General features: G+C 64.7%; 16 protein-coding genes. 11 read left to right on the forward strand and 5 right to left on the reverse strand.

Features of this window, described 5'->3' with window-relative positions:
- Positions 1–27 precede the first annotated feature (27 nt).
- From rplI to FIU94_RS12335, 4 genes are all read right to left on the reverse strand, one after another.
- The gene (rplI, locus tag FIU94_RS12320) at positions 28–702 is read right to left on the reverse strand and encodes a 50S ribosomal protein L9 (protein ID WP_152466074.1); all 675 of its coding nucleotides are present in this window, start codon (positions 700–702) and stop codon (positions 28–30) included.
- Between the two features lie 11 nt (positions 703–713).
- A complete protein-coding gene (gene rpsR, locus FIU94_RS12325) occupies positions 714–941 on the reverse strand; it encodes a 30S ribosomal protein S18 (RefSeq protein ID WP_005852865.1) in 228 nt (75 codons plus the stop codon).
- Positions 942–970: 29 nt separating this feature from the next.
- Positions 971–1324: a 30S ribosomal protein S6 gene (gene rpsF / locus FIU94_RS12330; protein WP_152466075.1), complete on the reverse strand. Its 354-nt coding sequence runs from the start codon at positions 1322–1324 to the stop codon at positions 971–973.
- 155 nt (positions 1325–1479) lie between these two features.
- Complete coding sequence (locus FIU94_RS12335) at positions 1480–2874, reverse strand: MATE family efflux transporter (RefSeq protein ID WP_152466076.1); 1395 nt, start codon at positions 2872–2874, stop codon at positions 1480–1482.
- A gap of 309 nt (positions 2875–3183) precedes the next feature.
- Between FIU94_RS12335 and FIU94_RS12340 the strand changes: the two genes are divergently transcribed.
- Together FIU94_RS12340 and FIU94_RS12345 are read left to right on the forward strand one after the other, a co-directional pair.
- Positions 3184–3675 carry a hypothetical protein gene (locus tag FIU94_RS12340; RefSeq protein ID WP_152466077.1) on the forward strand — a complete coding sequence of 164 codons (492 nt, stop codon included), beginning with the start codon at positions 3184–3186 and terminating at the stop codon, positions 3673–3675.
- A gap of 158 nt (positions 3676–3833) precedes the next feature.
- On the forward strand, positions 3834–4412 hold the full coding sequence (locus FIU94_RS12345; RefSeq protein WP_152466078.1) for a YceI family protein: 579 nt from the start codon (positions 3834–3836) through the stop codon (positions 4410–4412).
- 60 nt (positions 4413–4472) lie between these two features.
- On the opposite strand, the gene FIU94_RS12350 is transcribed toward FIU94_RS12345, so the two are convergent.
- Positions 4473–5684 carry a cytochrome b/b6 domain-containing protein gene (locus FIU94_RS12350; RefSeq protein ID WP_152466079.1) on the reverse strand — a complete coding sequence of 404 codons (1212 nt, stop codon included), beginning with the start codon at positions 5682–5684 and terminating at the stop codon, positions 4473–4475.
- Positions 5685–5842: 158 nt separating this feature from the next.
- On the opposite strand from FIU94_RS12350, the gene fabD reads away from it, so the two are divergent.
- From fabD to FIU94_RS21045, 9 genes are all read left to right on the forward strand, one after another.
- Positions 5843–6775, forward strand: coding sequence for an ACP S-malonyltransferase (fabD, locus tag FIU94_RS12355; protein ID WP_152466080.1), 933 nt, complete (start codon positions 5843–5845; stop codon positions 6773–6775).
- Positions 6775–7350: an alpha/beta hydrolase gene (locus FIU94_RS12360; RefSeq protein WP_152466081.1), complete on the forward strand. Its 576-nt coding sequence runs from the start codon at positions 6775–6777 to the stop codon at positions 7348–7350. The genes fabD and FIU94_RS12360 overlap by 1 nt, the downstream gene beginning before the upstream one ends.
- Positions 7351–7370: 20 nt before the next feature.
- A complete protein-coding gene (gene fabG / locus FIU94_RS12365) occupies positions 7371–8108 on the forward strand; it encodes a 3-oxoacyl-[acyl-carrier-protein] reductase (RefSeq protein WP_152466082.1) in 738 nt (245 codons plus the stop codon).
- Positions 8109–8318: 210 nt separating this feature from the next.
- Entirely contained in the window at positions 8319–8552 is a 234-nt protein-coding gene (locus FIU94_RS12370) for an acyl carrier protein (protein ID WP_025048350.1), read from the forward strand.
- A gap of 165 nt (positions 8553–8717) precedes the next feature.
- Positions 8718–9251, forward strand: coding sequence for a GNAT family N-acetyltransferase (locus FIU94_RS12375; protein ID WP_152466083.1), 534 nt, complete (start codon positions 8718–8720; stop codon positions 9249–9251).
- A gap of 100 nt (positions 9252–9351) precedes the next feature.
- Positions 9352–9762, forward strand: a complete 411-nt coding sequence (locus FIU94_RS12380; RefSeq protein WP_152466084.1) for a hypothetical protein — start codon at positions 9352–9354, stop codon at positions 9760–9762.
- 106 nt (positions 9763–9868) lie between these two features.
- Entirely contained in the window at positions 9869–11125 is a 1257-nt protein-coding gene (gene fabF, locus FIU94_RS12385; RefSeq protein WP_152466085.1) for a beta-ketoacyl-ACP synthase II, read from the forward strand.
- Positions 11126–11128: 3 nt separating this feature from the next.
- Entirely contained in the window at positions 11129–12313 is a 1185-nt protein-coding gene (mltG, locus tag FIU94_RS12390) for an endolytic transglycosylase MltG (RefSeq protein ID WP_152466086.1), read from the forward strand.
- 176 nt (positions 12314–12489) lie between these two features.
- Entirely contained in the window at positions 12490–12831 is a 342-nt protein-coding gene (locus FIU94_RS21045; protein WP_152466087.1) for a hypothetical protein, read from the forward strand.
- Positions 12832–12859 lie beyond the last annotated feature (28 nt).

The raw sequence follows: 12859 nt of genomic DNA on the forward strand, positions 1-12859 counted from the left end.
GCGCTTCGATGTGTTTTGCCGGAAGGATCAGCCGCGGCCTGCGGTGTCTTCCTGATCGCCGGACAGTTTCGCGTCCAGCTCGTCCTTTTCCTGCACGGCAGGCTGGTCGGTCTGTTGCTCGACTTCGGTTTCCAGCTCGTCCAGCTGTGCTGCGCCGATGTCGTCGAACAGCTCCTGGATTTCGAACTCGGCTGCCGCTTCTTCCTCGGCGGCGAGTTCCTGAATGGACTTGCCGGAGGCCTGAAGCTCGGCCTCTTCGGGCGAGCGGGCGACGTTCAGCTGCACGGTCGCGTCGACCTCGGGGTGCAGGACGATCTGCACGTCGTGCAGGCCCAGCTCCTTGATCGGTGCGCTCAGCACGACCTGGCGGCGGTCGATGGTGAAACCGCCTTCGGTGATGGTGTCCGACGCGTCACGGGTGGTGACGGAGCCGTAGAGCGCGCCCGCGTCCGAGGCGGAGCGAATCACGACGAACTGCTGACCGTTCAACTGGTCGGCCAGCTTTTCGGCTTCTTTCTTGGTCTCCAGGTTCTCGGCCTCAAGCTGCGACTTGCGCGCTTCGAAGGCTTCGACGTTGGCCTTGGAGGCCGACAGCGCCTTGCCCTGGGGCAGCAGGAAGTTGCGTGCGAAGCCGGGCTTCACCTCGACAACTTCGCCCATCTGACCCAGTTTGGCGACACGTTCCAGAAGGATGACTTGCATGTGCTCTCTCCTTACTTGACGGCGTAGGGCAGCAGGGCGAGGAAGCGGGCGCGTTTGATGGCACGGGCCAGTTCACGCTGCTTTTTCGCAGAAACTGCGGTGATGCGGGACGGGACGATCTTGCCACGCTCGGAAATGTAGCGTTGCAGCAGACGGGTGTCCTTGTAGTCGATCGCAGGGGCATTGTCGCCCGAGAAGGGGCAGACCTTGCGACGGCGGAAAAATGGTTTTGCAGCCATGGGTTATGTCCTTTTGTTCAAGCTGATGATCAACGGCGTTCGCGGCGGTCGGAACGCTCGTCCCGCTTTTGCATCTGCACCGACGGCAGTTCGGCGTGTTCGTCGACCTTGATGGTCAGGACGCGCATGACGTCGTCGTGCAGGCGCATCAGGCGCTCCATCTCCTGAACGGCCGGTGCGGGTGCATCCGAGCGCAGGAAGGCGTAGTGGCCCTTGCGGTTCTTGTTGATCTTGTAGGCCATCGTCTTGACGCCCCAGTACTCGCTGTCGACGAGTTTCCCGCCGTTGTCGGACAGGACGGTGCCAAAATGTTCGATCAGGCCTTCGGCTTGCGTGTTGGACAGATCCTGACGCGCGATCATGACATGCTCATATAGCGGCATGCGGTCTCCTATTTGTATCAAGGCGCATTTCAAAGGCGGGGCGATCTTCCCTTGCGGCCCCACCACGAGAGACTGCGCGGTTCAACGTCTTGCAAGGGAATGGCCGATATACACGGTTTGCGGCGCAGGGCAAGGACCCTGCGCGGTTTTTCCGGTCAGGCCGGAGGCGCGCCGCGCGGCGCCGCGAACAGGCCCCAGCGCAGGCCGCGTACCGCCACCGTGCGGTGCAGCACCGCCATTGTCAGCAGCGCCATCAGCCCCTCCGCCAGCGGCCCGGCCAGCCAGATGCCGCGCTCGCCCAGCAGGGCGGGCAGGCAGAGCAGCAGGGGCAGGCCGAACGCGTAGCTTTTGGTCAGGCCCAGCAGTGCCGCGCGGGTGGCGTCACCCACCGCCTGGAAATAGGCCGCGATCACGATCAACGGGCCACTCAGCCACAGCATCGCGGTATTGACCGGCAGGATGCGGGCGAATTCCGCGATGACCTGCGCGTCGGACACGAACAGCCGGGCGATGGTGTCGGGCATGGTCAGGAAGGCCGCCTGCATCGTCATGCAATAGCCCAGGGCCGCGCCCAGACCGATGCGAAGCCCCTGATCGGACCGCGCCAGGGCACCCGCGCCATAGTTGTTGCCCACGATCGTCTGCAGCGCGTGGGTCAGCCCCAGCAGCGGCAGAAAGGCGAATGTCATCACACGGGTCATGATCCCGAAGGCTGCGACGGTGGTTTCATAGGTCGGGGTGTCGACCAGTTGCAGCGCCACGATCACCGCGGCCGAGCTGAGCGAGATGCCGATGAAGTTCAGGCTTTGCGGCGCACCCAGCGCCAGGATGCGCCCCCAGTCGGCGGTCGGCGGGTGGCGCAGCAGCAGGCCGGGCCGCAGGTCGGTGCGGCCCGTCACGCGAAAACCGGCGATGATGCACAGCGCCAGCAACTGCGCCAGCGCCGTGCCGATGGCCGACCCCGCGACCCCCCATCCCAACTGTGCGATCAGCAGGTAGTTGAAGCCGATGTTGGACAGGGCGACCAGGACGCTCATCGCCGCCATCAACCCCACGCGGCCCTCGTTGCGCAGCGCGTCGGAGTTGACCGAAAGCAGGAAGATCAGCGGCGACATGAAAACCGTGATGCCGAGGTAGGTCCGGCCCATGTCTGCCAGCGCCACCGAGCCGGACGCCAGCGCCAGCGTCAGGCTGCGCCCTGCCAGCAGATACCCCGCGATGAGCAGCACGCTGATCAACACAGAAAGCCCGTGCGCCCCGACAAAGACGCGGGCGGCGCCGGTCTTGTCCCCGGCGCCGATCCGGCGTGCCAGAATGCTGGACATGCCGCTGGAAACCAGTGTCGCAAGCGCCACGATCACCATATAGAGCGGAAAGGTCAGCATGACGGCAGAGAGCGCGTCCGCGCCCACGAACCGCCCGAGAAAGACGGCATCCGCGACAGCCAGCAGGCCGTTCATGCCCATCACCAGGATGATCGGCAGGGCGGTGCGGGCAAAGATCGGGCCAAGCAGCCCATGAGTAAAGGAATTTCGGGCAGAGTTCGACATCGTGCGGTCCTCGCAAGCTGCTTCACGTGTGGGAGGGGGCTCGCTTTGCCGACCTGTGAAGTGCGTGAGAGGTCAGGAGTGTTGCGCGACCTTCACCGTGACTTTCGTCTGCGAGCGGCAGGTGGGCGGACCTGACACCGGGTTTAGCCATGCCCGCGTCCTTTCGCAAGCGCGGACCCGATAGCCGCGCAAACCGTTCGGCAAAGCGTCCCGACATGGTCCCACCCGCGCCGCGAGGCTGCCCAGTTGTCGCCTCAATGACCGGGCAGGGTTCCGGGAACTGGCAAGGCTCGGCTACGGGAGGGGACGATGACGGCGACAGCGGATTTCATGAACAAAGATGCCATGACGGCGGAACGGTCCTTGATGCTGGACGGCGGGCGGATGCTGGTCCGAACCCTGCAGCGGATTTTCGGCGCGGGCCTCTTCCTTGCTGCTTTCGTGATCTGGCTGGCCCCGGTGAGCGCCCAGGCCGAAATGATGCTGTTGCGCCTGTTCCTGTCGGCAGCCGCGGCATTGGCCGGGATTGGCATGATGCTGGCCAGCGGCAGGCCCAGGTCGCCGGAGGTGCGCATCGACACGATCCGCCGGACGGTCAGCCTGGTGCGTCCGGATGTCGCCGGGCGGCAGGCGGTGCTGTCCCATTGCGGTTTCCGCGATCTGGGCGCGGCCGAAGTGGAAGGCCATGTGGTGCGCCTGTGGGATGCGGAAGGTCAGCTGCTGGCGGTTGTCACGCTGACCGACAGGACGGTCCTGGAAAGTCTGACAAACGGGCTGCGCGACGCCGGCAAGATCGCCTGACCCCGCGCATCGTCCGTTTCCGCGCAGGAGAATTTTCGCTGAGTGGCGGCGAGTGTTTGCTGACGCGCAGCACCTGTGGGGACATGCCGAGTTGAACCGCAGACGGTGAGGCGCACATTCAGCGCCGGAACGTCACTTTATCCAATTCGGAGTACTTCATGAAGAACCTTATGTTCGCCACCGCACTTGTCCTTGGCGCAACCGGCACGACAGCTGCGCTGGCCGCCGAGAAATACACGCTCGACCCCAGCCACTCGCAGGTCATGTTCAACTATGAACACCTGGGCTTTTCGACCACCTACGGCATCTTTTCCGGTTTCGAGGGAGAGATCATGTTCGATCAGGAAGACCCTGCGGCGTCTTCCGTCACGGTGTCCATGCCGGTGATGTCGATGTTCACCGGCTGGGAGCAGCGCAAGGACCACTTCATGTCCGATGAATTCTTCGGCGCGCAGGAGGGGGACATGATCACCTTTACCTCCACCGGGATCGAGGTCACGGGCGAGGATACGGCACTGATCACCGGTGACTTGACCATGAACGACGTGACGAAGTCGGTCGTGCTGGACGCGAAGCTGAACCAGATGGGCGATCACCCGCAGGAGGGCAAGCCCTGGGCCGGGTTCGACGCGACCACCACCATCGTGCGCTCGGACTTCGACCTGGGGGCCTTTGCGCCTTACGTCGGCGACGAGGTGCAGGTGAATATCTCTGTCGAGGCGATGAAGGCCGAGTGATCGGGTTTCGGGACCGAACTGCGAAAGGCCGGGGATGTTCCCCGGCCTTTTTGCGTGAGCCTATGGCTCGTCGTCCGCGCCTGCGCGCCGGGCCGTCAGCCTGATCGCGACATCCACGGCAAAGGCCAGGCTGTCTTCCTTGGGCATGTTGTCCCCGATGCCGAAATCGCGCCGGTCCAGCGTCAGATCGGACCGCATCTCGGCGGTGTCGCCGTCGAGCGACAGCAGGAACGGCATGGTCAGCGGCACCGCGTTGCCCTTGATCGTCAGGGTGCCCGCCGCCTCGTAGCCGTCGCTCGCGTGGCGGATGTCGCCGGTGAATGTGGCGGTGGGGTGGGTTTCTGCGTCGAAGAAGTCCGCGCCCATGGCCTGCTTGGTCACGGACCCCAGCGACAGCGAGGGGATGGAGATGGTCGCTGTGACCTCTCCCACGACACCGGTGTCGTCGGTTTCATCGAAGCTGATGTCGGCGGTCCAGTCGGCAAAGCCACCCTCGACCACCGAGCCGAACTGCGTCACGGCGATGGCGATGCTGCCCTCCTGGACCTGCCATTCCGACGCCACCTGCCCGAGGGCTGGCGCGGACGTGTCCGGCGTCTCGTCCGATGGTGCGGTGGTCAGGGCAAGCGCCAGGGCGGCGCCCCAGATCACGACGGCGGTGACGGCGGGGGCACGGCCCGTGTCCTGCTGCGGCAGGGGGCCAAGCGCGGCTTCGCCCGGCAGCATCCGCCGCAGGGTGCCGTCGCGGTCGACAAGGTGATGTTTCAGCGCGCCCGCGACATGCAGCAGGATCGCACCGATCAGCAGACGCCCCGCGACGTAATGGACCGCGGCGGCGGCATGTTCGACGGCCGTGGATTTCGGCACCAGCGGCAGGGACTGGCCGAAGGGCCACCAGATCGGGGCAAAGCCCGACGCGGCGGCATGGGCGATCCAGCCCGACAGCGGCACGATGACCAGCGACCCGTAGAGCAGCCAATGGACCAGGTCGGCGAGAAAGCTCTCGGCCTTGCGGTCCGCGTTCAGCAGCCCCGGTTTCGGCTGGCTCAGCGCCCAGATGATGCGGGCGAGGGCCACGAAGAACACCAGCACCCCCAGTGTCTTGTGCAGCGAGAACATCCAGGCCTTGCGCGCCAGTTCGGCGTCGGTGGCATAGGGCAGGTCCTCGGCGACAAGGCCGAGCACGATCAATGTGAGGATCAGCAGCGCGGTCAGCCAGTGAAAGGTCTTGCTGACGGCGCCGTATCGTATCTGCGTGTTGGTCAGGGGCATGTGAGTCTCCGGTCTGGCGTGCGGGGACAGATAAAGGGTGCGGGCGCAGGGGCAATGCCCATCTGCGCAGGCTGATTGTGCAGAAGTGCGCGGGTGTCGCCGGTCTTGTTCCGCCCGCCCGCCCGCGATAGACCCGTTCCAATCAATTGGAGGGCTGCATGAGTATCGCATTCGTATTTCCGGGCCAGGGCGCCCAGGCCGTCGGGATGGGCAAGGCGCTGGCGGACAGCTATCCGCAGGCGCGGGCGATCTTTGATGCCGTGGACGAGGCGCTGGGGGAGAAGCTGTCGACGCTGATCTGGGAAGGCGATGCCGAGGCGCTGACCCTCACCGAGAATGCGCAGCCCGCGCTTATGGCGACGTCGATGGCGGCGCTGGCGGCGATGCAGGTCGAGGGGATCGACCTGGGCCGCGCGTCGTTTGTCGCGGGGCATTCGCTGGGGGAATATTCGGCGCTTTGTGCCGCGGGCACCCTGTCGCTGGCCGATACCGCGCGGCTGCTGCGCATCAGGGGGCGCGCGATGCAGGCCGCCGTGCCGGTGGGCCAGGGCGCGATGGCCGCGGTGCTGGGGCTGGACGCCGAAGCTGCCGCGAAAGTGGCGGCGGAGGCCGCGCAGGGCGATGTCTGCCAGCTGGCGAACGAGAACGACCCCAGTCAGAATGTGCTGTCGGGCAGCAAGGCGGCGATCGACCGCGCGGTGGTGCTGGCCAAGGAGGCGGGCGCCAAGCGCGCGCTGCCGCTGCCGGTGTCGGCACCGTTCCACTGCGCCCTGATGCAGCCCGCGGCCGACGAGATGGCCCGCGCCCTGGCCGAGGTCGAGATGAAGGACCCCTCGGTGCCGCTGGTCGCCAATGTTCTGGCCGAGAGCGTGACCGACGCGGCCCGGATCCGCGACCTGCTGGTCGAACAGGTGACGGGGCGGGTGCGCTGGCGGACCTCTGTGGAATGGATGGCGGCGCAGGGTGTGACCGAGTTCTGGGAAATCGGCGCGGGCAAGGCCCTGTCGGGCATGATCCGGCGCATCGCCAAGGACAGCACCTGCCGGGCGGTGGGGACGCCGGAGGATGTGGCGGCGCTGAAAGACACCTGATGATCCGCGCCTTCGCCCTTGCCCTGCTGCTTGCGCTGGCCTCCTGCGCGACGATCGAGAATGCCTCTGACGGCACGACGATGCAGGTGGAGGGTGACAGGCTGTATCTGTCGGGCACGATCACCAGCCGCACGCCTGCGAATTTTGAACGCATCCTGGCGCGGAACCCGCAGGTCAGGACGATCGTGCAGACCCGTGTGGACGGGTCCATCGACGGGGCGGCGACGATCCGGATGGGCCGGATGGTGCGGGCGCGGGGGATGGACACCCATTTGCCGCCCGGCAGCATCGTGGACAGCGGCGGCGTGGATCTGTTCCTGGCGGGCAACCGGCGGACCATGGCGCCGGGCGCGTCGCTCGGCGTGCACAGCTGGCGCAACGGCTACCGCGAAGGCAGCAGCTATCCGCGCAGCTCGCCCGAGCACGAGATGACGCGCCGCTATGTGGTCGAGATGCTGGGCAGCGATGCCTTCTACTGGTTCACGCTTGCGGCGGCCCCGTCGGACGGGCTGCATGAATTGACGCGGGCGGAGATTGCCCGCTATGGCCTGTTGACGGAACGGGCCGCAAACTGATCACGAAAAAAGGAAGAGACATGTTCGATCTGACAGGCAAAAACGCGCTGATCACCGGCGCATCGGGCGGTATCGGTGCGGATATCGCACGGCACCTTCATGGGCAGGGCGCCACGGTGGGCCTGTCCGGCACCCGGACGGAGCCGCTGGAGGCGTTGAAGGCCGAACTTGGCGACCGCGCGCATGTGCTGCCCTGCAACCTGAGTGACATGGCGGCGGTCGATGCGCTGCCCAAGCAGGCGGCGGAGGCGATGGGGTCGGTCGATATTCTGGTCAACAATGCGGGCATCACCCGTGACAACCTGTTCATGCGCATGTCGGACGACGAATGGCAGTCGGTGCTGGATGTGAACCTCACCGCGACCTTCAAATTGTGCAAGGGCGTGATGCGCGGCATGATGAAGGCGCGCTGGGGCCGGATCGTGAACATCTCTTCTGTCGTGGGCGCGACGGGCAATCCGGGACAGGCGAATTACGCGGCGTCCAAGGCGGGCATGGTCGGCATGTCCAAATCGCTGGCCTACGAGGTGGCCAGCCGCGGGATCACCGTGAACGCGGTTGCGCCCGGTTTCATCACCACCGCGATGACCGATAAGCTGACCGATGACCAAAAGTCGGGAATCATGGGGCAAATTCCTGCCGGACGAATGGGAACGGCGGCGGAAATCGCCAGTGCCGTGGTGTATCTGAGCAGCGAGGAAGCAGCTTATGTGACCGGCACGACCTTGCATGTGAATGGCGGAATGGCGATGGTGTAGGACCGCGTCTTATAACATTTGCGTGTCATGCATCATGTGCTAAAGGGGGCGCAGAATCGCAGACGAGGGTGCTTGCGCGCCCCATGGGCCTTGTGCGAACAAGGATCAGAGCCGCTTCGGAAACGGGGCATTCGCCAACCGCTGAGGATCAGCACGAGGCTAGTATAATAGGGGGGTCATGACGATCCCCGGAAGACATGAGGACTTATTATGAGCGACGTCGCAGACCGCGTGAAAAAGATCGTTGTGGAACACCTTGGTGTTGAAGAGGACAAAGTGACCGAAAACGCGTCGTTCATCGACGATCTGGGCGCAGACAGCCTCGACACCGTCGAGCTGGTCATGGCGTTCGAAGAAGAATTCGGGATCGAGATCCCCGACGATGCGGCCGAGAACATCCAGACCTTCGGCGACGCGGTGAAGTTCATCAAGGAAGCTTCCTAAGTCCATCTGCCTGCGGCCTTGCCGCGGTTTAAGAATACGAAACGGCGTCATCCTTTGCGGATTGACGCCGTTTTTTTTGCGTGGATGCCGGCGGGGCTTGCGCCGCGAGGTGGGCATTTGCCATTGTGAGGTCAGGCAGTTTCCAAGAGTGAAAGAATTCACCGCATGTCCCGAACGATTCCGACCATCAACACCAGTCGATTGACCCTGCGCGCCATGCGGCGCGAGGATTTTCCGCGGTTCGCGGAAATCTGGGCAACACCTGCGGTCGTCACTCATATCTCGGGCAAGCCCTGGCCCAAGGCGCGGTCCTGGGATGCCTTCCTGCGGAACGCGGGGCACTGGCAAATCGCGGGATTCGGTCAGTGGGCGATTCAGATCCACCGCCAGCCCGAGATGTCCGGGCAGACCGGTTTTTTCTTCGGTTCCAGAGGTTTGGGGGATGATTTTGATCCTTATCCCGAAGCGGGATGGGTGTTGGAGCCGGACGCGCAGGGGCGGGGTCTGGGGTTAGAGGCGGCGCAGGCAGCCCACGACTGGTTCGATCGCGTGGTGGCGGGACGGACCGTCTGCCTGATCACCCCCGACAACGAGGGATCGCTGCGGATCGCCGAAACGCTGGGATACAGCACGTTGCGAGAGGCCGAACTGGACGGGGACGCCGTTGTACTAATGACGCGCAAGGGTCCGCCGGTCTGACAGCCGCCGGCGAAAATTCGCTCATTAGTTGTGCCTGAGGTGTTGTATTGGACCTCGGACGACGCATACTGCCACCTGTAACGATCCGATAGGTCCAAGCATGCTCTCATTTGCCGATTTCCTGCGCCACAAGCAGTATGTGATCATTTCCATTGCGGCATCGTACATAACACTGGTCATGGTGGCCCAGCTTTCGATGGCGGCTCCTCACATCTGGCTGACGGCCGCCGCTTTCTCGATCTTCGTCAACCTGTCCTACCTGACGGAAACCAGCGGCCACCGCGACCCGCTGGGGATGGAAACATGTATCGCGCTGATCCTGATCAGCGGGGCGGTCATCGGTCTTGCCACATCGCCGGTGGTGCTGGTCGGGACGATCTTTGCACAAGGGATCTGGCACCTGCTGCGCCGGTTGCAGAACGGGCTGCCGCTGAAGTCGCTGGATACGCTGGGCTGCTTTGTGGCGGACATGAGCTATGGGCTTGTCCTGCTGGTGCTTTTTCTGCGCTGAGCGCCGCCTCCCGACGCCAGCCTGATCGCGCCGAGCGATGTCTCGGCTCTTGAATACGGATAGCGGGCCAAGGTATAGGCCTCCGAAAGAGATGAGGGGGCACAAGATGCGCAGAGTGGTTGTGACGGGACTGGGTTTGGTGACGCCATTGGCCGACGGGGTCGAGGCGAGCTGGTCGCGGATCCTGGAGGGGAAATCCGGGGCCGGGCCGATCACCGTGTTCGACGCCAGCAAGCTGGTCACGCAGTACGCCTGCGAGGTGCCGCTGGGCGACGGGTCGGACGGGACCTTTAATGCCGATGCCTACATGGAGCCCAAGGAGCAGCGCAAGGTCGACACGTTCATCCTGTATGGCATGGCCGCCGCGCAGCAGGCTGTCGAGGATGCGGGCTGGATGCCCGAGGACCGCGAGAGCCTGGAGCGGACCGGGGTGCTGATCGGGTCCGGGATCGGGGGGCTGAACTCCATCGCCAATACTGCCGTGATGATGCAGGAAAAGGGACCGCGCCGGGTCAGCCCGTTCTTTGTGCCGGGGGCGCTGATCAACTTGATCTCGGGGCAGGTCTCCATCCGTTACGGTTTCCGGGGCCCGAACCATTCGGTGGTCACCGCCTGTTCCACCGGCGCGCATGCCATCGGTGACGCCTCGCGGCTGATCCAGCACGGCGACGCGGATGTGATGATCGCGGGCGGCGCCGAGGCGGCGATCTGCGAGATCGGTATCGCGGGTTTCAACGCCTGCAAGGCGCTGAGCACCAAGCGGGGCGACGACCCCACCAAGGCCAGCCGCCCGTATGACGCGGACCGCGACGGGTTCGTCATGGGCGAAGGTGCCGGGATCGTGGTGCTGGAGGAATACGAGCACGCCAAAGCGCGCAGCGCCAAGATCTATGCCGAGGTGCTGGGCTATGGCCTGTCGGGCGACGCCTATCACATCACCGCGCCTGCAGAAGACGGCGACGGCGCGGAACGGTCCATGCGCAACGCGCTGCGCGGTGCGGGACTGGAACCGTCGGACATCGACTACATCAACGCGCACGGCACGTCGACGATGGCCGACACCATCGAACTGGGCGCGGTGGAGCGGATGCTGGGCGAAGCCGCGGGCAAGGTGACGATGTCGTCGACCAAATCCGCCACCGGCCACCTGCTGGGTGCTGCGGGTGCGATCGAGGCGATCTTCTCGATCCTCGCGATTCGGGACCAGGTGGCGCCGCCGACCATCAATTTGGACAACCCGGCGGTGGAAACGGCCATCGACCTGGCCCCCAACAAGAAGGTTGAGCGCGAGATCAAGGTGGCGCTGAGCAATTCTTTCGGATTCGGCGGGACGAATGCGTCGGTCCTGTTCGGGAAGGTCTGAGGGATGTGGCGACATATCGCGTCCAACGCGGTGACGTTCCTGATCATGGGGTTGTTCCTGCTGGGCGGGGTCATCATCTGGGGCAAGTCCGAGTATCAGGCTGAGGGGCCGCTGAGCGACGCGATCTGCCTGCAGGTCGAGCGTGGCTCGAACATGCGGCGGGTCAGCCAGAAGCTGGCCGATCAGGGTGCGATTTCTTCCGCGGCGATCTTTCGGATCGGGGCGGATTACGAGGAAAAGACCGCGCAGTTGAAAGCGGGCAGCTTTCTCGTGCAGCCGGGCACCTCCATGGCGCAGATCGTGGATGTCGTGACCAGGGGCGGGGCCAGCACCTGCGGGACCGAGGTGGTCTATCGGGTCGGTGTGAACCGGGTGTCCGTGCAGGTGCGCGAGCTGGATCCGGCCACCAACCGTTTCGTGGAACGGGCCGAGTTCACCCCCGGCGAAGACGACGTGCCCGAGATTTTCGAGACCATGAAGGAAAAGGCCGACACCCGGTTCCGCGTGGCGCTGGCCGAAGGCGTGACGAGCTGGCAGGTCACTGAGGCGCTGAAGGGCATCGACCTTCTGGAAGGCAGCATTTCCGAAGTCCCGCCGGAGGGTGCGCTGGCGCCTGACAGCTACGAGGTCCGTCCCGGCGACGACCGGGCGGCGATCATCGCGCAGATGGCGGCGGCACAGGAGGTGCTGGTCGCCGAAGCCTGGGAGGCCCGCGATCCGGATCTGCCCATCGGCAACCCCGAAGAACTGGTGATCCTGGCCTCGATCATCGAGAAGGAGACCGGGGTGCCGGAGGAGCGGGGTCAGGTGGCGTCGGTCTTTGTCAACCGGTTGAACCAGAACATGCGGCTGCAGACCGATCCCACGGTGATCTATGGCATCACGGAGGGGCAGGGCGTGCTGGGCCGGGGCCTGCGCCGGTCGGAGCTGCGGGCGGAGACGCCCTGGAACACCTATGTCATAGACGGCCTGCCGCCCACGCCGATTGCCAATCCGGGCCGTGCGAGTCTGATGGCGGCGGCGCAGCCGGACGACAGCGATTTCGTCTTCTTCGTTGCGGACGGTACCGGCGGTCATGCCTTTGCCACAACGCTGGAAGAGCACAACCGCAACGTCGCGCGCTGGCGCCAGATCGAGGCGGAGCGCGGCGCGGCGGCGGCGGGCAACGCGTCGACCGGGGGGAACTGAGGCGCTGCGCGCGGTGGTGTAAGGTGTTGTTAATGCTAAATAACTTGACTTTGCGCGCGGTCTGAAGTACATATTTAGCCATGCTGGGACAGGTGTCAGGCGGCCTCGGGGCGACCCGAGTGCCGCCTTTTTCATGCCTGTTTGGTCAGGGCCCCCAACAGAAGGTTCGAGTCCGCATGGAAGTCAAAAACCTGCAGGAAGAAGTAGCATACAACACCGAGGTCCTTGAGGCCCTGCAATCGGCGATCCGGGATTTGCGGCGCCGGATCGAGGAGATCACGCGTCAGGCGCGGTCTCTTGAAGATATCGACCCCAAGGCGGTGAGCCAGGGCCTGAAGGACATTCAGGCGCTGATCCCGCAATGTGCAAAGGCGGAGAACACTCTCAATGAAAGCAGAAACAAGCAAGCCGGTATCGCCCGAGGGCACCACGCCCTCGATCTGGACAGAGCCCGGGCTGAAATCGGGTGCAAGCTGGATCGCCTGCGCCGATGCGGGCCTCCAACAACGGTTTCTTGACTCCCTGGCGCCGGAGGAAGTGCTGGCG

Origin of the sequence: Sulfitobacter sp. THAF37, assembly GCF_009363555.1 — a bacterium.
Classification (GTDB): Bacteria; Pseudomonadota; Alphaproteobacteria; order Rhodobacterales; family Rhodobacteraceae; genus Sulfitobacter.